Source organism: Salinimicrobium profundisediminis, assembly GCF_026241755.1.
In the GTDB taxonomy this organism is placed as follows: Bacteria; Bacteroidota; Bacteroidia; order Flavobacteriales; family Flavobacteriaceae; genus Salinimicrobium; species Salinimicrobium profundisediminis.
The window spans coordinates 41,073-60,346 of record NZ_JAPJDA010000006.1; the positions used below are offsets into that span (position 1 = coordinate 41,073).

The 19,274-nt window shown below is 40.4% G+C and carries 15 protein-coding genes; 8 read left to right on the forward strand and 7 right to left on the reverse strand.

Annotated features, from left to right (window positions below; all coding sequences use genetic code 11):
• Positions 1 to 418 precede the first annotated feature (418 nt).
• Entirely contained in the window at positions 419 to 1,057 is a 639-nt protein-coding gene (locus OQ279_RS04790; RefSeq protein ID WP_266068694.1) for a putative polyvalent protein kinase domain-containing protein, read from the forward strand.
• Between the two features lie 196 nt (positions 1,058 to 1,253).
• Here OQ279_RS04790 and OQ279_RS04795 read toward each other — a convergent pair whose 3' ends face one another.
• Positions 1,254 to 2,249 (reverse strand): N-acetylneuraminate synthase family protein, encoded by a 996-nt coding sequence (locus tag OQ279_RS04795; RefSeq protein WP_266068695.1) that lies wholly within the window; start codon positions 2,247 to 2,249, stop codon positions 1,254 to 1,256.
• Between the two features lie 144 nt (positions 2,250 to 2,393).
• Complete coding sequence (locus OQ279_RS04800; protein WP_266068696.1) at positions 2,394 to 4,799, reverse strand: bifunctional aminotransferase class I/II-fold pyridoxal phosphate-dependent enzyme/GNAT family N-acetyltransferase; 2,406 nt, start codon at positions 4,797 to 4,799, stop codon at positions 2,394 to 2,396.
• A gap of 208 nt (positions 4,800 to 5,007) precedes the next feature.
• Between OQ279_RS04800 and OQ279_RS04805 the strand changes: the two genes are divergently transcribed.
• From OQ279_RS04805 to OQ279_RS04815, 3 genes are all read left to right on the forward strand, one after another.
• Positions 5,008 to 5,376, forward strand: coding sequence for a DUF7793 family protein (locus tag OQ279_RS04805; RefSeq protein WP_266068697.1), 369 nt, complete (start codon positions 5,008 to 5,010; stop codon positions 5,374 to 5,376).
• A 19-nt stretch (positions 5,377 to 5,395) separates the two neighbouring features.
• Complete coding sequence (locus OQ279_RS04810) at positions 5,396 to 6,310, forward strand: AraC family transcriptional regulator (RefSeq protein WP_266068698.1); 915 nt, start codon at positions 5,396 to 5,398, stop codon at positions 6,308 to 6,310.
• A 160-nt stretch (positions 6,311 to 6,470) separates the two neighbouring features.
• A complete protein-coding gene (locus OQ279_RS04815) occupies positions 6,471 to 6,749 on the forward strand; it encodes a DUF6520 family protein (protein WP_266068699.1) in 279 nt (92 codons plus the stop codon).
• Between the two features lie 104 nt (positions 6,750 to 6,853).
• Here the strand turns inward: OQ279_RS04815 and OQ279_RS04820 are convergent, their stop codons facing one another.
• Genes OQ279_RS04820 through OQ279_RS04830 form a run of 3 tightly spaced genes read right to left on the reverse strand, consistent with a single transcriptional unit; the run spans position 6,854 to position 14,083 of the window.
• Positions 6,854 to 9,685, reverse strand: coding sequence for a M16 family metallopeptidase (locus tag OQ279_RS04820; protein ID WP_266068700.1), 2,832 nt, complete (start codon positions 9,683 to 9,685; stop codon positions 6,854 to 6,856).
• 13 nt (positions 9,686 to 9,698) lie between these two features.
• Entirely contained in the window at positions 9,699 to 11,099 is a 1,401-nt protein-coding gene (locus tag OQ279_RS04825) for a RagB/SusD family nutrient uptake outer membrane protein (protein ID WP_266068701.1), read from the reverse strand.
• Between the two features lie 11 nt (positions 11,100 to 11,110).
• Entirely contained in the window at positions 11,111 to 14,083 is a 2,973-nt protein-coding gene (locus OQ279_RS04830) for a SusC/RagA family TonB-linked outer membrane protein (RefSeq protein WP_266068702.1), read from the reverse strand.
• A 735-nt stretch (positions 14,084 to 14,818) separates the two neighbouring features.
• Here OQ279_RS04830 and OQ279_RS04835 point away from each other — a divergent pair.
• The 4 genes from OQ279_RS04835 to OQ279_RS04850 all read left to right on the forward strand — a co-directional run bounded on the left by OQ279_RS04835 (position 14,819) and on the right by OQ279_RS04850 (position 17,059).
• The gene (locus tag OQ279_RS04835) at positions 14,819 to 15,250 is read left to right on the forward strand and encodes a helix-turn-helix domain-containing protein (protein WP_266068703.1); all 432 of its coding nucleotides are present in this window, start codon (positions 14,819 to 14,821) and stop codon (positions 15,248 to 15,250) included.
• 108 nt (positions 15,251 to 15,358) lie between these two features.
• A complete protein-coding gene (locus OQ279_RS04840; protein ID WP_266068704.1) occupies positions 15,359 to 16,192 on the forward strand; it encodes a polysaccharide pyruvyl transferase family protein in 834 nt (277 codons plus the stop codon).
• Entirely contained in the window at positions 16,192 to 16,716 is a 525-nt protein-coding gene (locus OQ279_RS04845) for a class I SAM-dependent methyltransferase (RefSeq protein ID WP_266068705.1), read from the forward strand. Before OQ279_RS04840 ends, OQ279_RS04845 begins: the two co-directional genes overlap by 1 nt.
• Positions 16,706 to 17,059: a hypothetical protein gene (locus OQ279_RS04850; protein WP_266068706.1), complete on the forward strand. Its 354-nt coding sequence runs from the start codon at positions 16,706 to 16,708 to the stop codon at positions 17,057 to 17,059. The genes OQ279_RS04845 and OQ279_RS04850 overlap by 11 nt, the downstream gene beginning before the upstream one ends.
• Before the next feature lie 71 nt (positions 17,060 to 17,130).
• Here OQ279_RS04850 and OQ279_RS04855 read toward each other — a convergent pair whose 3' ends face one another.
• Positions 17,131 to 18,288, reverse strand: coding sequence for a glycosyltransferase family 4 protein (locus OQ279_RS04855; protein WP_266068707.1), 1,158 nt, complete (start codon positions 18,286 to 18,288; stop codon positions 17,131 to 17,133).
• Positions 18,289 to 18,400: 112 nt separating this feature from the next.
• Positions 18,401 to 19,270, reverse strand: a complete 870-nt coding sequence (locus OQ279_RS04860) for a hypothetical protein (protein WP_266068708.1) — start codon at positions 19,268 to 19,270, stop codon at positions 18,401 to 18,403.
• Positions 19,271 to 19,274 lie beyond the last annotated feature (4 nt).

Here is a 19,274-nt window from a genome sequence, read left to right on the forward strand (position 1 = left end):
GAAAATTTGTCTAAATTTTTTGTTCGGCACCTAAATTGTAGGAACTCGCGGGAAAAAGAACAGTAAAAGAGAAAAAGCAGCTTAGCTCAAACAGCCTAAAATTTCACCCCCGATAGCTATCGGGGTTCACTTCAAATTTTACGACAAATTTTCGTAGGCCGTTTTAAACTTAAACTATCCATAGTTAAACAGTAAAAAGTAAAATCTGCTAATAAAAAACATAGTGCCTGTCAGTCTGAGCCTCCTTATATGCCCGGCAGGGCAGAGAAGGAGAAGGTCGAAGACGACAGGAGTTATTATAAATTCCCAATCCAACAAACGATAAAGTAAAAACTCTCCATTTCCTACTTCCCATTTCCCGCTCTCCACCATTTTTCCGAAATTCGAAATTTTCTTATATTTGTCAAAGCAATATCATTTGAAAAATGAACTACATAATGTCCTTTCAGGAAAGAGCGAAGTTAGGTTTGGAAAACTTATCCAGGCAATCGCCAATTACCTTAAAGATGGCGCGCAAACAAGCTCAACTTCTCAGAACAACAAGTACTACAAAAAAGAAGAAACAAAGAAATTAATAAAATATATTTCTGAGAATAATCTTTGGATCGATATCGACACATCGCAATATGTTAGTGAAGGAGCTGAACAGAAAGTCTATTTAAAAGATACCGAGAAGGTTCTAAAATTAAACGATAGCATTTACTATACTTCCTGGAAAGATTATTTTTATAATCTCCTCCTACATAACTACTTTTTTCCAGACACGGCATATAATTTAAAAGGGTTTACAACCGATAATAATATTCTGTATGCAGTAGTAGAACAATCTTTCGTGTCAATTACTGAAAGGACAGATCTTGCTCAAGTTAAAGCATTTTTAACTCTAAATGGGTTTGAAAATAATCGCAACAACGACTATTTCAATCCTCAATTGGGTATCATTTTAGAGGATTTACATGACGAGAATGTCTTAACCAAAAATGATATTCTATATTTTATTGACACGGTCTTTTACTTAACTGAATCCTTTTGGAGTGCTGAAAATTTCAATAGTTAAAAAACTAACCTTCAGCAGGTAAGCAAAAACGAACTCAGGAACTTTCTCTACCGACTCTCGACTACCGTCTAAAGATTGTTCACAATAAACCGTTTTTGGTTTTACCCCTCATCCTAAAGAGAGCCCAAAAACGGAATCAGGAACTTACACTACCGACTCCCGACCACCGTCTAAAGACTTTTCCAGAAACAACAAACTACTCAAGGTCCTCCTCCTGTAAGAACTCCCACTGCACCAAATTTCTGCTCAAATTTTTCCCGATCACCTCCCTAAAATTTGAAGCGTCGATTCCAAAACCTTTTGGCTTTTTAGACTCCAGGTCTTCAAAACTAAGGATATGTCCTGCGGGGAGATCTTTGTTTACAGCAAGGGATTTTTCGAAGATATTTTTAAGATCGCTAAAGGAGCTATTGTCCGATTTATCTACAGGGTGTTGCTGCGCCAGTGAAATGTTTTTTACTGCGGAAACTAATTGCTTTATTTCATCAATTTCTAAAGAAGAAGATGCATCGGGGCCAAACATTTGCCGGTTGAATACAGCATGAAACTCCAGAATCTCAGCTCCTAGTGCGGTGGCAGCAATGCAGGTTTCTATGCGAGCTGAATGATCCGAATATCCTACTGTGACTCCGTATCGCTCCTTTAACTGCTGAATCACATTAAGCCCATAATTTTCGGTACGGGTAGGGTAGGAGGTAGTGCACTGGAGGATGGAAAAATCCACATTCAGGTCTTTAAGGAAATCTGCAGTTTTATCCAGCTCTTCAAAAGAACTCATTCCTGAAGAAAGGATCATTGGCTTTTTAGTAGCAGCGATCTTTTGCAGCAGCAGAAAATTATTGACCTCGCCCGATCCAATCTTGTATCTTTTTAGATCAAGCTCCTCCAGCAGGTCCACTGCTGCATTGCTAAACGGCGAAGCCATGAATTCCACCCCCGCTTCTTCACAATGGGTCTTTAATTCCTGCCATTGTTGAAGGGAAAATTCCATGCGTTTCCAATAGTCAAACCGGATTTTATCCTGAGTAGAAAATTTCACTCTGAAAGGCTCATGTACGCTGCTTTCAGCTTCGGCAATATGCACCTGGAATTTTACGGCATCGACGCCGGTTTTCGCCAGGGCGTCTATATAGGAGTGGGCGATCCCGAGGCTGCCCTCATGGGCTTGTGCTATTTCTGCTATGATGAACATGTTGTTTTCAGTTCTCGGTTGTCGGTTCTCGGTGCCAGTTGCTAATTGCTAGTTGCTAGTTGCCGATTTGTTTAAAGGCTAAAGTAGTGAAAATGTAATTCAGGACAACCTACCGACTACCGCCTCTGGCCTAAAGACTCCCCACTAATCCTTCCTCATCCATTCCAGGGCTTCAAGAGCAAAATTGTCACGGGCCTGAATATAGGCGCAGCGGTCATGGATTTGCGCCCCTACCTTGCGTTTTTCAAATCCGGCAGTCAAACCAAAATCGATCCTGCGCGTTCCTAACTCTTTCGCCCGGAGGATGGTTTGGTATAACAGCTGCCTGTAGACATTGTATTCCCGCGAAAATTCGTAATCCATACCCACGACTGCAGGCGTATAAATATTCGCGGAATTTTTATAACAAAACATCACCCCCACCTGCTGCATTCCTTTCTTCTTTAAATAAAGCAAAATAAATTCCCATTGTGGCGCTTCATTCATGTGCTTAAAAAGGGAATAAGGATAGTTAAATGTGTTGAGGCCAAAATTATTTTCCTTGACTGCAAGGTAAAGTTCATAGCTCTTTTCTAATTCATTGTTAGTTAAGTTTACGAGGTGCCTTACATAAAATTCATCTTTGAAATTCTCTATCTCTTTTCTAAAGTGCCTGCGAGAACTTTTACTCAAAGTTGCGAGGTAAGAAGTTTCATCTACCCAATCAAAATTGGAGTAAGATGCAGCTTCGGGCATAGCTAATTGTAAGAATCCTTTGTTGTGAAGAAAAGATTTTATCTCTGCGTTTTTTGGATGGAAATCCCGGAGAATCAAATACTGTGGTTTTAGTTTTTTCTCGATTGTTTCCAGTTGCTCCAACAATAGGTTAAAGGCTTCTTTCCATTTGGGATGGTCGTAATTTAGATATAAATGTTCCCCTTCAGTGATCATGGAACCCATACAAAGACAGGTGCTAATGTGGTAATATGGTTCGGTTTTCCTAACTTTTTCGAGTCTTTTTGAAACAGATTCGGGAGCCAGCATATCTTCCTTCCATAAACTATAGGTGAAGAAGGTGGATAATATACATTCTCCCTTGTCATCCCTTACCAGAAAGTAATAGAAAATGAAGTTTTCCTCAGGGGGGTCATTATCTTGGAAAATTTCCTCCATTGCTTTAAGACCTTTCCAATCATAAAAACTTTGACCTCCCACAGTACTGTTCCACAGCTCGGGATCTATTTGTTCTATTGATTTAAAACATTCAATGGTAAGTGCAGATTTTATCGTAGAAACTTCTAAAACTTTATTTGACCTGCCAAAGGCAAAATTGATCCGTTCTAAGTTGGTATTTGTGTCTTCAAGGGCCTTTGGAAAATGATATTCCAAAGCTTCCACCAGGCCTTTAATCTCTTCTTTTTGATTATGTCTGGATATGGTAATTCTAAGTCCCGTATTTTTCACCGGGACAGCGGGAAAAATTCCGGTGTTTACATAGAACCCACTTCTCATGAGACGATTCACCAGGTTAAATCCGGTCTCGGGCATTCCTGCTCCAATATAGAATACAGGTGAATCATTGATCGTTATTAAAGGGAGATTGGTTTGCAGCAAAAGTTCATTGAAGTAGTTGATACGTTCCAAAAGCTCTTCCTGCAAAGTATAGATTTCCGGACTTATATGAATTATTGCAGAGGCTATCGCGGCTGCAACCGATGCAGGTTCCAATTGAACGGAAAAGGTTAGAGGTCCTCCAAAATTTTTAATCTTTTGGTGGATCTTTTTATCGGTACATGCCATCACGGCACCGCTGGCGCCAAAGGTTTTACTAAGGGTTCCAAAGAGAACTACTTTTTCTGGCAGCTCTTCTAAAACACTCATTACATAGCCACTACCGTGTTTCCCTTTCCAGCTCATGCCGTGAACATCATCAAAATAGATATGAAGTTGATCATATTTCTTACAAAGCAGCATAAGCTCTTTAACAGGAGCAAAGTCCCCATACATTGAGTATACCCCATCTGCCATGTACCATATCTTATTACATCTGGATTGCAACTTTTTTATTTTGTCTTCGAGCATTTCCAGGTTGTTGTGGCGAATCATTTCTACGGGAACCGAACGCAGCTTCAAAGGATTCACAGCCCCTTGCACACTCCAGTGTACCTGGTGGTCCAGGATCACTCCATCCCCGTCACCAACAATTGAAGGGATTACTCCCAGGTGCCCCAGGCTACTGTTCTTCGTTATTACCACCGGACTATTGTAGATATCTCCCATTAAAGATTCCAGATGGGCATAGAGGGGATGGGAGACGTAGGACTTGGAAAGCGGAAATTGGGTGCCGTACGCTTCAACGGCGCGAATTGCTGCCTGCTTTAAGCGCCTGTCCTGCTCTAATCCAAGATATCCGGTGGTACCAAAGTGGAAAAGCTTTTTTCCTTTAATCTGGATCTGCCTGCCATCAAAATGTTCTCCTTCCGCATATAAATGTAATGCGCCGGACTCTTTAGCATTGGTCATTACCGAAACAACGGTATCAAGAAGATTATTAGGTTTAATTTTTGCCATGGGTATTTACTTTATTTCCATGAAGCTAAAAAAAGAATCTGGTATTCAATCTGTTAGGTGAATAATATGACTTGTAGGGCTAATTCGATTCTTTTAAGGCAAATCTTATGAAATACTTTGCTTTTCGTAAGTTTTTATCCTTTAAAGGCAAATTTCTTCTTTAAAAGCAATAATTTTTTTAATTACATTAGGAATGAAATAAGGATATATGGTTAAAGGACAGGACTTTGCAGACTTCTGGATTGAAGAGGGGATCCTGCATTTCGTCTACAAACCTAATAGCCTAATAGATCTTGAAGCTGCACGGGCAGTTGTAAAGGAAAGGTTACGTTTTCAAAACGGGATATCTTATCCTATTTTATGTGATATAAGGCTTTTAAAGACAGCTAATAAGGCTGCTCGCGAATATCTTGCAGAACAGGGTTGCGTGAATGCTCTTGCCGTAGCCTTGCTAATCGAAAAAGCCTACTCAGGTACTTTAAGCACAGCTTTTATAAACATAAGTAATCCTTCGGTCCCTACCCGTGAGTTTACTTCGATGCCGGAAGCCTTATGGTTTCTGGACAGCTTTAATTAAGTAATAAAATCATACAGGTATGTTTACCGCTAATTTTCAAAGTAGGGTACAGGAAATTCTAGATTTTATAGCAGAGATTACTCTGGGAAATTATACATACACCCTAGCGTTAAGAAACCGTAAAGATGAGCTGGAACAAATTGTTCTTTCGTTAAATACTATGGTTGAAGAGGTTGATACTGCGGTGCATCAAATCAATCATGAGAAAAGCAAAGAGGTTATTGAGAATGTAATTTTTAATCTCGATCAGGATCTCCATATAATTTCTTATTCTGCCAATGTTGAAGAAATCTTTAAATACCCGAAGGAGGGTTTGCTAAAAAGACCGATCAAATTGTATTTAAGTGAAGATACTGAGTTACCAGATGATCCCGAACGGCTACTGGATCAAGCCCATGAGAGGCATTTTCCTTTTATAGTAGAATTCAGGCATGGCAACGGTTACCACTGGGTGGGGAAGGCTTACCTGCATCCCCTGGTTTCCAACGGTAAAAAAACATACACCTTATCGGCCTTTAAATCGACCTACTATAACGAAAAATTGAAGAAGGACCTTAGCGGTGACAAAAAAGAAACCGGTTATCCCAGTGAGTACCGTAGTCTGCTTCTCCGGGAACAACGGCAGTTAACCAGGAGGTTGCACAAATACGTAATGAAAAGACTGGACAGAAAGCTGAAGAGCCTGCCGGTGATTGCCCGGGAAGTAGGGGGTAGTGCAAGCAAGATCAAAGCCATCTTTAAGCGGGCTTACGGTGATACCATCTACAATTATCACCTGCGTAAGCGCCTGGAGAAGGCGCATTTGCTATTGCAAAATACCAGCCTGCCTGTAAATGAAATTGCAGAAGAATGTGGTTTTGCCAGCTTCTCGCATTTCTCCAGATCCTTTAAAAAAGAATACGGTGTAACTCCTTCCCAAATTAGAAAATCCTGAACAAAATGACTTCCGGGACTACTTATAAAGCTTCTAAGGCAAGTGACAAAGCCTTTAATTACAGAACTTTATCTCATTAAATCATTATTGCGCGATAATGCAGGGGAAGCCTAACCTGTAGAACTCATAGGTATTTGTTTAATGATTAAATAATAATGTGATGAAAAATCTAAAAATTTTATTACCGATGCTGGCATTTATTTTTGCCATAGGAATGGCCTTTGCCATAGATCACAAAGAAGAACCTGAAGTTCTGGCTCTTGACTATTATAAAGTGGGAAGCACATGGTACTCCGTTGCTGAACAGGATTGTGGTATAGGGGAATTTACATGCCGTATCCAATTTGGAGCAAACGGTACTCCGCATGATCTTTATGAGAACATGGGCGATAAAGACCCCAAGCCTAGTGGGACACCGGATATAATTGTACTTCCATAGCCGGGAAAGTTGGGTTAGTTATTTTTAATGCTGAAGATATTACCTCAGATCTTCTCTGAGGTGATATCTTCAATTTGCAGTACTTGTCCTGAAATAAACTTTTATTAATAATGCTCTGGAAGTCCAATAAATTCTAGTAGGTTTTCCTCACTTAGATAATTTTTCGCCGCTCTGTTAAAGTCCTGGAAATTTATAAAATGTTCCAGAATTGTGCCATACTGTAGGACTTCTTTTTCAAGATTTTCTTTGCTCATTACTTTGGACTGTAGATAATTCTGCCAAAAATTATTATAATCTAGAAAATTGTTGAATTTACTTTCATAGCTGAGTAATTCCTGTGTTATAGCGTTCTCCAACCATTCTTTTTCAACACCATGATCTCGCAAGTTTTGAAACTCTTCCATTGCCCATGTGATCATCTTTTTCTCCTCACCTAAGCTACTGTCGAAGATAATTTTAAAGGCGAAAATTCCATTCTCTCTATCTATATATTCTCCTTGAGAAATTGGGGAATAGGAGCCGTCTCGCAGTCTGTCATGAATTCGCTCATTTAAGGCTCTGCTTAGCAATCTTAGATGTATTTTTGTTTTAATATCTTTTTCCACTTTGACAGGAAAGAAGAGTCGTACATAGGCTGCATTTATATTTTTGAATGCCAGTTTTTCCTGCATTTTCACCAAAGGAAAATGGAATTCCTTATCTTTGATAACATGGGCTCTGTTTTTTGCAGGAAAGCCAGAGAGTTTCCTGATCAGAATGGGCAGAACGCGATCAGTATCAAAATCGCCGGTAACAATGAATGTATAGCCTTCAATAGAAGAAAACCATTCTTTTACAGCGGTAAACACCTTTTCTTTGGTGAGCTCCCGTAGGGCTTTCTCATCCAGATTAGGGAGCTGAGGATACCATACTTGTTCAATTTTGTCCACGACAAAACTGGAAGATCCTCTGATATTCCTTCCTTGGAGTTCCTCTTTTTTTTTGTCTCTCCATGCCTCAAATGCTTCTTTGTCCTCTCTTGGATGAAGGAGGTGGAGATAGAATAAATTTAAAAGTTCCGGCAGGTCTTGAACATATGAATCCCCGGAGATGATCTGACTATCCTTATTCATTAAAAAATGAAGATTGAGGCGTTTTTTATTCGTGAACCTTTCAAGATCATATTTAGAGTATGGTCCAGCACCGGAAAACAGCATAACTTCAGGAGCAACTTGAGCGGCAAGATATCTTTGTGGATTCTCTAAAGGAACAGGGTTAGGTCGAAACGCTTGTATAGAGATTCTGTTTCTATAAATTTCTGCACCAGGCTTTGAGGGTTTAAGAAGTAGCTTTACTCCATTAGGAAGTTCGACTGTAGAAGCGCCAATAGTGTTTGTTGCTACACCAATGTTTTCTACAGACAATGAAACTGATATTTTAGCTGCGTCTTCCAATGATTCTATTGTTGGTGCAGGAGCTTCTAAAGGTTTAATAGTTATGGAGTCAACTTCTTTTTTCCATTGCTTGAATACCTCATGATCCGGTATTTTTATGTTTTTATTTTTGAAGAAGACAAAATGAGTGGACTCATTCAAATCGCCATTTTCTTCCATAAAACTTTGCAGGTCCCCAACAGATATCTCCTTTAAGAGATTCTTTATCAGTGCAGTCTCAACTTCCGGATCTGGAGCAGCTTTCCCATCGACGAAATGATCTTTAAATATTTTTGCAAATTGCGTGACAGTAGTCGACTGGCCAAATTCATTACGATCAATAATTTCATTTTTTGCCTCCTCAAGTTCTCCTTCGGTTATTTTAAGGTGCAATTGTTTCCAGGTTTTCACTGCCCTTTGAAATTTCTCCTTCATATTTTGCAAATCTCTCTTTAGTTTTACGCTCATTTGAGTAGCATTAACCTGTCCTCCTGCCAGAATTCCGGGACGATAGTTAGCCCAGAAATAAGAGAAAGGAGGATCATATTGCTGAGAAACAAACTTTGATCTTTTATCAAGAACTGCCATATATAGCTGTTGTAATAGCATGCTACGGTAGTTTACTCCTGACTTTGGATTCTGTTGAAAATTAGGACGCACTTTAAGAATTTCCATACTTACTGCAGGCTCAAGGCTGTCATTAACAACTGCAAAATGTTCTTTACCACCAAAATGTACTGTTTGCGGATACAGATATTTTTTAGGATCCGGGGGATAGGGAGGACCTTTTAGTATACCGAATTTTTCTCTGATGACATTTTCGAGGCTGTCAACGTTAATATCCCCTACAATGATAACGGCCTGTAGATCGGGACGATACCAGTCGTTATAGAATCGATAAAAGGCTTCTGCATTGAAATTTTTAATGCTTTCCAGGGATGCCTTGATATCAGTCGGGTTGTATCCCATCGTTTTTAAAACCTCACGTTCCAGTTTCCTGGTTTTCCAATCCCTGTAAGGATCGGTAGTACGCATCTCTCCCTCAATAGCACCTCGTTCTACAGCTATTGATTCCGGCTTCCACGCGTTGCCTTGAGCCCAATCGAGTAATACTTGCAAACCATCATTCAAAACCTGTTCATCATTTTTAGGTATGATAGCAAAATATCGAGTACTATGGGTGTTTGTAAAGGCATGCCTTCTCCTGCCATCCTGAGAGAAATATCTCCTTAAAGTGGAGAAATGTTTTGTTTCCTTGGCGAGCATGTGTTCTAATAGATGAGCATATTCTCTTTGATCCCCATCCTCGTGATAACGTCCTGCCTTTACAATTAAATCAAATCGTACTGCATTTTGTGGATCCTCCACATTTTTGAGATAATAGGTAAATCCATTTTTAAGTTTTCCGTAACGCACAGCGGGATCTAAAGGGAGCGGTTCATCTTGCTGCAACTTCGCGGCGGTCTGACTCTGGCAGGACCCTGAGAATATTAACAGGGCCCATAATAAAAATTTGAATTTCATAATTGCTCTGGAATTAATAACCCGGGTTCTGGCTTAGATTGGGGTTTTTCATTCGTTCTTCTTCAGGAATTGGATATAATAAATCGGCAGATTGCCATGTTTCCTCAGGACCAAAGACTTCCTCAGCTCTTCCGCTCCGCTTGAGATCAAACCAGCGATGGCCCCACTCTGCAAATAGTTCCTTCCGGCGTTCCTCAAAAATGAGGTCAAGTAGATTTTCCTGATTAATGCCGGGATCAGTTTCAGCCAATAGCGGCAGCCCTGCTCTGTCTCTAATTACGTCAAGATCCTCGATGCTGCCAACCAGATTTCCCATTTTGGCCCTGGCCTCAGCACGTATAAGATATTGCTCGGCCAGACGCAGTACCATGGAATATTCTGTTATTGGAAAGCTATTACTAGTAAATATTTTGTATTTATACGGGAAAAAAGCATTCTCTCCCTCATGAAAGCCAATCCAATTGAGCAATCTTTTGTCATTTTTGTCAAAAGCTTCAGGAAATTCGTTATTGAGTTTGAAGGCAGCCATAAAATAGATCACTGGATCAATTATAAAGTTAAAACCTTCGTTCGTCTGTGTCATGTACCCTCCGCCTCCAAGGGGGGTGATTTGCAAAATGGCCTCTCTGCTATTTGCTAAAAAGACCTCATCAAGATCATTCAAAAGCTCGTATTGCATGGTTGTTTCAATTATCATGGTGCTTAGCGCTTCTGCCTGTTCCCAGTTTTCCAGGTATAAATGAACCCGTGCCAGGAGGGCTGTAGCAGCAGTCGTATTTACCTGAGTTCGTTCTCCGTCACGATAATCTGTACTCAAAAGCTCCCGGGAAATCTCAAGATCTTCAATGATTTGAAGATAAACGTCGGCCACGGGATCTCGCGAGGCCAATCTGTTTTCATTATAGTCGGTAGTCAACAAAAGAGGAACATCTCCATATAAATTGGCTAAATAAAAATAACTGAAAGCTCTAATAAACCGGGCTTCTCCTTCAAGTTGTTGCTTTAATGCAGGCGAAAGGTTCTTAGATTCAAGAAGTCCTTCGAGCATCGAATTTGTCATATAGACAACATTATACGCACTAGACCATATGTATAGGTTTTCGGGGTTGCTTGGTTCCAATTGATGATCTTCAAACTGTATTCTTGAAGGATAGTTCTTATGGTTTTCTATTATATCCCCGGACAGTCCTGATAATACTGTGACACTGGAAAAATGGCCGTTTGCGAATTCAGCCAGGAAGAGTTGATTATAGATCCCTATCATGGCGCTCTGGGCAGTGTCGTCGCTGTCAAAGACTACCTCCTGAATAAGTTGATTATTGGGAACTTCTACTTCAATAAAATCCTCACAAGAAATTAAGATGAGAAGGAGGAGTACAAAGGAAGGAATCCTGAATAAATGGTTCTGTTTCATATTAGGGTTATTTAAAAGTTGATTTGAAGACCTCCTGTAATGGATCTTAGATTTCCAAAACTGGTTGGATTCTGTTGTTCCGGATCAATGGCATCGAAAGAGGAAAAAGTCAAAAGATTCTGACCGTGGAGGAAAAGCCTGAAATTTTCAAGGCCGGCGGTTTCTATATACTGGAGAGGTAAATCATAATTTAAAGAAATGTTCTTGAGCCTTAGGAAAGAAGCATTTCGATAGGGGAATGTTGAGTTTTGAGTATAAAACGATCCCAGATATCCTTCATAAGATTGGGTGATGGTCTGGTAAGAGTCTTCATTGTTCAAAGCCTCTTTAAGAATATTATTAATCCTCCCTATATTGAAGTTACTTAACTTACCTTCCTGTTTTACAAATTGAAGAAGGAATTGCAATGAGATATTTTTAAAGGAGAAACTGTTGTTCATACCTCCAAAATATTTCCTGTTCATGTCTTTGATAATTAATCTGTCATTGTAGTCATACCTGCCATCATCATTTACATCTCTTATGGTATAAAACCCTGTTTCAGGATCCAGACCGGTATATTCATATAACAGGTCAATGTTTAGTGGATGTCCCACCCTGTAAGTGTTTGCGTAAGATGATTGTTCTATGTCAGGATAGCTTACCAGTTCATTCCTTGGGAAAGTAAAATTGAAAGACGTTTCCCAGGCGAAATCTTTATTCGATACGTTGAAGCTTGTAAATTCAAATTCCCATCCGCTGTTTTCTACAGTGGCAGGGAGATTGGCTTGTACAGAAGAGAAGCCCGTAGTATAGGGCAGGGGATAACCCACCAGTTGGTTTGAAGACCTGTTTTGATAACGGCTAACACCCAACCTTAAACGATCTTCAAAGAATCCGAGTTCGATGCCTCCCTCCAACTTCTTATTGACTTCCCAGGAGTAGTTGGGATTTGCAAGGGCGGTGGGGTAGAGCCCGCCTGGACCTGTAGTGGCTTCATAAGCATCGAGATACCCATAATCTCCAATTTGATCATTTCCGGTTGTGCCATAGCTGCCTCTAAGTTTCCCAAAACTTAGGAAAGGAAGATTGTTTTCAATAAAACCTTCCTCAGTAAAGATCCAGGCTGTTCCAACCGCTCCAAAATTAGCAAAGCGATTATTAGGGCCAAATCGGGAGGAGCCATCCCGTCTTCCGGTTAAGTTTAAAAAATATTTCTTATCCCAGTTGAGGCCTAATCTTGAGAACAGGGCAATGTATCGGTACTCTGAGTTCTCCCGCCTTGGAAAGGAGATTCGTTCAGCTGCAGCTAATTTTCCTATTAAAGCTTCAGTTACATATCCAATAGCCTGAAAGCGCTCAAGGGAATTTTCGTTTTCCTGGAAAGTGGCTCCTATTAAGGACTCTATATTTAATTTTCCAAAGGACTGTCTGAAATGCAGTTGGGGTTCGGCTATCCAGGAGCTTCGATTTAATTTGATGTGGGAAGAATTACTGGTGTTGGCTCCTGAAGGATTATAAGATCTTCTTGGTTGTTTCCGCAGCTCTTGAGAATCAAAATAAGTATATCCCAGGCTTGTTTTGAATTGTAAGCCGGGAAGAAATTCATAAGATAAAGCTACATTAGTGATAAAGTTATTGGTTTGGGTGGTGCTCTGGTTGAAAAAGCCCTGGAGCGGATTACTCAGGCCTGCAACTCCCCAGTCTTCCCAGTGGAGGCTACCATCCTCATTAAAAATTGCCGGGGCATTAGGTGGAAGAAAAATCGTGCCGGCATTGAAACTTACATTCCCTACGAGATTGTTGATGTTCCTACTGTAATTGGTGGAGAGTTGCAAATTAAACTTGTTATCTATTGAACGATGGCGTAGATTTAAATTCCCACTCATTTTCCTGTAATCATAATCCCCCGGGTAGATCGTACTTTGTTTAAAATAAGAACCTCCCAAACGAAAGGATGTTGTTTCATTTCCTCCGGAATAGGTTAGGTTGGCATTGGTCGTTTCTGCTGTCCCGCCAATAAGGAAATCCTGCCAGTCTGTATACCGTTCCTGGTCCCACAGCAGTAAATCATAGGCATTACGCGCAGTAGGTTCTACCCCGTCATTTTCAAAGGCTCTGCGCCTTATATCAAGATATTCTTCCGTATTTAATAAATCCAGTCGACCCGGTGCCGTGGCTGTTCCATAATAGAACCTGGCCTCTATAAGAGAGCCCACGCCCGGGTTTTTTTTGGTGGTGATTAAAACCACCCCATTTGCTCCACGGGATCCATAGATAGCCGTGGCATCTGCATCTTTTAATACTTCAATGCTCGCAATATTATTAAGATCGAGGTTGCTCAAAGGATCTATCCCCGTATACCCCGCGAGGGAGCTGGTCTCTACAGGAGTTGCATTAATAGGCACCCCATCTATAATATACAAGGGGTAGTTTCCTTCTTCCCGTAAGCTGTTGGTTCCTCTAATCCTTATAGTGGGTGCCATCCCTGGATGACTACCCCCGGGAATGATCTCTACCCCGGCCATACGGCCCTGCAAAGCCTGGAGCGGACTCACAACCGGCTGGAGTTCTATCTCCTCTGCAGTGACACGGGAGATGTTTCCTGTGCTTTCTCTCCTGGTGGTGTTGTAGTATCCCGCATTTATCTGTACTTCATCAAGGGCTGTGATGTCTTCTACCAGCCTTACGTTTATTTCACCCCGCCCGTCAACGGGTACTTCCATGACTTTAAATCCTACAAAAGAGAATACCAGCGTTCCCTGTGGTGCAACTGTTATTTGATATTCCCCGTCTATGTTTGTAGCTGTGCCCCTGTTGCTGCCTTTTACAGTAACGGTGACGCCCGGCAGGGGCATTCCTGCTTCATCTTTCACAGTCCCTGTTACCGTCTCCTGTAGAGCGGCCGGGAGTCCTGCTGCATAACTTTTAACGGTTAATGCAAAGAGAAAGATAATTATGGTGATTAGCGTGATCACAATGTACCGGCCATAGTTATTTTTCATAATATTGTAATGGTTAAATGAAACTTAGGTTTTGTTTGATTTAAGGCCTTCCGTCGTACTTCGCAAAAAGTGACCGGGAGGCCTTTATTGATGTTAACCCGTTCCTGGAACAGGTGTAGGTGGTGCAAAATGCCTGGGGGGACCGGCAATTTTGCGTGAAGTTCTTTTAATACTGTGTCATTGGCATCTCATTTAAATTAGCTTTCTTCATCCCTCCAAAGAGGGCAAAATGTCGCCCACCCACCCATCACCATTACAGGTTGTAGGAGTTGTGTAATGGTTAACCCACGGGTACTTTCCAGTGACCCTACACGGCTTGCTCTTCAATATGAAATAAGGCTAATAAAAACAGAGCAAAGCCAAAGTTCTTTCTGTAATTGAGAAACTTCTATAGAAGGAGCAATGGCTTTGAAAAGAAGAGTAACGGGGGGACGTCTTAATGAGGGGAATCAAAAAGGCGTGGATACTCTACTTACCGGATTGGGGTACTGGTATACCTGACAACGATAAGAGAGCCCACGCCCGGGTCGTGAGCATCTTGCTTATCATCTCGTTGTCTAAAAATTACCAGTTTTCAATCCGAGATTCAAAGCGAATGCTTCTAATGTTTTACCTAAAGAAGGTTAGCAAATTTATTATAAATATTAGTCAAATATATAAAAAACTTTTACATACTCATATGTATGTGAAACTTTTTTTTGAATTGCCTTCTTTCATTAGTTGTAGAAAGCTCAAATGAAAATTCAAATAATTATCTCATATCTAGATTTTTTTATAATTGAAAAGGTGCGTGAATTGCGGATTCGAGCTACACCCTACATGGATCAAGTAACTTTAGCACAACATTTAGGCTTATCTGAAGGCTATATTGGAAATATTGAAAATCCAAAGATTCGTTCTAAGTACAATATTAGAATGCTGACAAGAATAGCTGAAGCCTTAAATTTAGATTCATATAAGTACTTTTTTCCTGAAGACGTACTAAAATATGATTTAGTTAAGATCTGTTTGGATTTGAAGAAGGTTTCAACTAGAAAGCACGAAATGGATGGAGAGGGGAATATTGTCAAAAGGTTTGAAGTTTTATCCATAACTCCTCTAAGTCAGGAAGAAAAGGAAGCATGGAAAAGGAATGCTTTGAATTACTTAACCGTTATTGAAAAATAACCAGCAAAATTCTGTTCAGGCAATAAAACAGAATTTTAGGTTGATCTTTTCCACTCTTTCCAGGCCAAACCATATTTACTTATCTTCGGCATTGATTAAATTTTGCTTTTGAAAAAGCCTTTCAATTTTAAGAACCTCAAAAAAATCCCTCTCTTCTACTGGAGTGAAAGGCGCTTTATCTTCAGGGAGAAAGAGAACTACGGGGATTTACTTTCCAAATACCTGGTGGAGAAGATCAGCGGAAAGGAGACGAACTTTGTTCATCCTAAAAAACAGGCCTGGTACAAAACCAAGAAAGCCAATCTGCTGGCGATAGGTAGTATCATACATCACGCATCCAGGGATAGTGTAGTTTGGGGCAGCGGAATCATAGATCATGAACAGGAGCTTCAAAAAGCTGATTTTAGAGCAGTGCGTGGGCCCAGAACCAGGGAATATCTTTTAAAATTGGGTTATGAGTGTCCTGAAGTATATGGAGACCCGGCTATCCTGCTGCCGGACTATTATAACCCACAAGTAAAAAAGATTTTTAAATTGGGCATAGTACCACATTATCACGATTATTCAAATGCCTTGGAAGTCTTTGCGGGCATGCAGGAAGTAAAGGTGATAGAACTGCTCACGATGGATGTAGAGGCGACTACCAGAGAGATCCTTGGATGTGATCGCATTCTTTCCACTTCCTTGCACGGCTTAATTGTTGCTCATGCCTACGGAATCCCGGCAGTCTGGGTGAAGATGTCGAACAAGATCTTCGGGAACGAGATTAAGTATGCCGATTACCTGGAATCGGTTGAACTGGAAACTTATGAAGCGGAATTTATAGAAAACGAAATTTCAGAGGAAAAGATTTCAGACCTGTTTAAAAAATATCCCAATCTTATTTCCGAAGCTAAGCTGAACAAGCTAAAAACAGGATTATTGGAAGTGAAACCTTTTTAATGAGTACAGAAAATCAGAACAAGAACAAGGAACACTATGATCGCTTGTATAAAGACGGGCAGGTGAGTAATATTCTGCACTGGATCAACAACCTGAATACCTTCCTCGATTCGGTGACTACTACCGAGATCAGTTGGTTTGCGATCTATAAAAATAATTTCAGGGATAGACTAGCGGGAAAGAAAGTGCTGGAAATGGGATGTGGGGATTGTACGAATGCAGCGATAATGGCAGCTCTCGGTGCTGAGGTGTACGCGAATGATATTGCCGATTCCAGTGGAAGGATTATAGAACTGCTAAATGAGAATTATGAATTTAAACATCCCATAAAATTTATTTCCGGGGATTTCATTAAGAATAATCTGAAGGGGAACCAGTTTGATTTCGTAATTGGTAAGGCATTTCTTCATCACCTGGAAATTCCTCTGGAAGAGAAATTTTTGGCAGAAACTGCCCGACTTTTAATCTCAAACGGGGAAGCTCGTTTTTTTCGAACCTGCCGTAAATTTGCAATTGCTGGATGAACTCCGTTGGCATATTCCGGTGGGAAATCGTCCCTCCAAATTTCAAAAAGAGAAATTTCAGGAGTGGAAAAATAATGACCCACATCCCGATCGTAGTTTCAGCAGTAAACATTTCGAAACAGCAGGTAGAAAATTTTTTAAGGAGGTGGAAATTCATCCTGTAGGTACTATAGAGCGCTTTAGCCGCATATTTCAATGGGGTGAAAAGAAAAACAAGTTCAAACAATGGGCATTGAAAGAAGAACAGAAACTACCTTACGACTTGAACAGGAGTTTAACAAGGAGCCAATTGATAGTTTACAAACAACCTCTGTCAATTGACAATTATGCAATAAACAATTAACAAGAAGGGTAAACAGCAAACAAATAATTAAAAATACCGGCAACTGAGAACCGACAACTGAGAACCGTAATTTACCCGTGCTCCATCCTCTGACTACTGACAACTCCTTCATAAAACCGAATATTCTCCTTTACCACCACTTCTGTAGAAAACTTTTTTAAGACCCGTTCCCTGGCTGCCTTTCCAAACTGTTCTGTTAGTTCAGGGTCCTTTAATAGTGTAACTACTTTTTCTGAATAGGCTTCATGATCTTTAGGGTTAACCATAAAACCCGTTTTCCCCTCTATCATAACCTCTTTTGCCCATCCAATGTCTGAGGTTATCAATGCTTTTTCCATGGCCATGGCTTCGATCCAGGTCATGGGCAAAGCTTCAGCAAAGGAAGGAAGGACCACTACCCGGGCTTTGGCAATTTCATCAAGTATAGCTTCATACGGCAGACTTCCCAGCCATTCCACCTTTTCTGCTGCTTCGGGAGAGAAGTTTTCTGTTATTAATTCTTTGGTAGACCTCCCGGTGCGGTTATCCGGTACATCCTTTCCTGCAAATAAGAAGCGTGCTGTGGGGAATTCTTCTATGACCCTGTTGAAGATCGCGGGCAGCTCCAGGACACCTTTTTTTCTAATCATGCTTCCAAAGTAAAGGATACTTCCTTCCTGCATCTTCTCCTGTAGGGGTTGAAATCGCTTTACATCTATGGAATTGGGAATTACTTTAATTTCCTTTTTAAGCTGAAAGATCTTTTGGGTTTCTTCTGCAGTGAACTTGCTCACGGATAATAAATGATCTGCTCCCTGCAGCGCCAGTTTCTCAAACCAGAAATTCTTTTGTTTCTGTTTTCTGTTTTCCAGTTTACAAAAATACGCATCACTGCCGTTCATTCTTATTACCAAAGGGCAACACAGTTTCATAAAAGCAGTGATCCCGGTCCAGTCGGGGGCTTCTATGGCGTCAATTTTATCTACAGCAATATATTTGTTGAGGTAATTCTGAAGGAATTTCCGGTGCAGGTACCATCCAAATAGCTTAAAGCTCCTATGTTTTATGAAATGAAATTTTATCCCGTTTTCGGTAAAGATGTGATCCTCCTGCTGGTCAAATATAAAAATGGAAACTTTTACTTCATTTTCTACAAGGGCAGTCACCATATTCTTTATGCTGGTGCCGAGTCCCGCGGCAGGACCGGAACGGGAGTGAGGATATTCTGGAGTGAGGAAGCCTATGTGCATAATCGGTTATCGGTTATCAGTTCTCAGTTGTGAGTTGTCATTGCGAGCCTGCCTGTCTGCCGGCAGGCGCAGCGAAGCAATCTGTTGTCGGTTATCATGCTATCTTCATACATCAATTCTTAGCCTTTGTCTCCCGCTGAAGGAAGTCTGTTATCAGGATCTTTGTAAATTCTTTAGCTCCCTCTAAATTAATATGTCCGCAATCAGCAAAGAAATTTTCTTTCCTGTCAAAAATGTCAATATAATTAAACATTTCCGGTAGCTTATCCTGAAGTTTTTTTGCGTATTCCCGGTTCTTAACTTCGGAGCAATAGGGAGCCAAAAAATAATACAAATTAGCTTCTTGTTGTGACATCAGTTGTTGAATTTCGACCAAACTGTTATTTTTATCTGCTATTTCAGAGGGTAGGGAACCATAGAGTTTTTTACCTGTTCCAGTAAGTGGAAAAAATCCATTTTCATAATTCCTTCCTGTTTTGTTGCGGATTGTCTGATTAAAGAATTCTCTAAAGCCAACAACCTTTTCGTACTTCAAATAGCCATAGAACGGCACATTCAGGATGTAAGGTCCATCTTCTTCTTTAAGGAGCTGCTCCCGTATAACCGGATTCTTCCTGTAGGGGATGAGTGTGGCTTTGAATGCAGGAGATAAGGTTATATCTTTTTCATTATAGGAGTAATCGACCTGAACAAACACATGCTTTACTTTTACTCCTTTTGCAATTAGAAGCTTTAAAAGAACGTAAGAATCCTGAAGTGAGCTGCCGGAAATACCGAGATTAATACAGGGTTTGCCTGTGATCTGTTCAACAACTTCACAGTCTATACTATTCTCTGTACGGGAGGACCCTAAAAAAACATATTCGAAATATTCCCCTTCTTCTAAGGATTGTACTTTTTGATGCTTGGAGCGGATAACTCCATTGGCAAAAATGAAATCATAAGTCTGTTCCAACAACAGCAAGCCGATCACAAAAACCATTAAT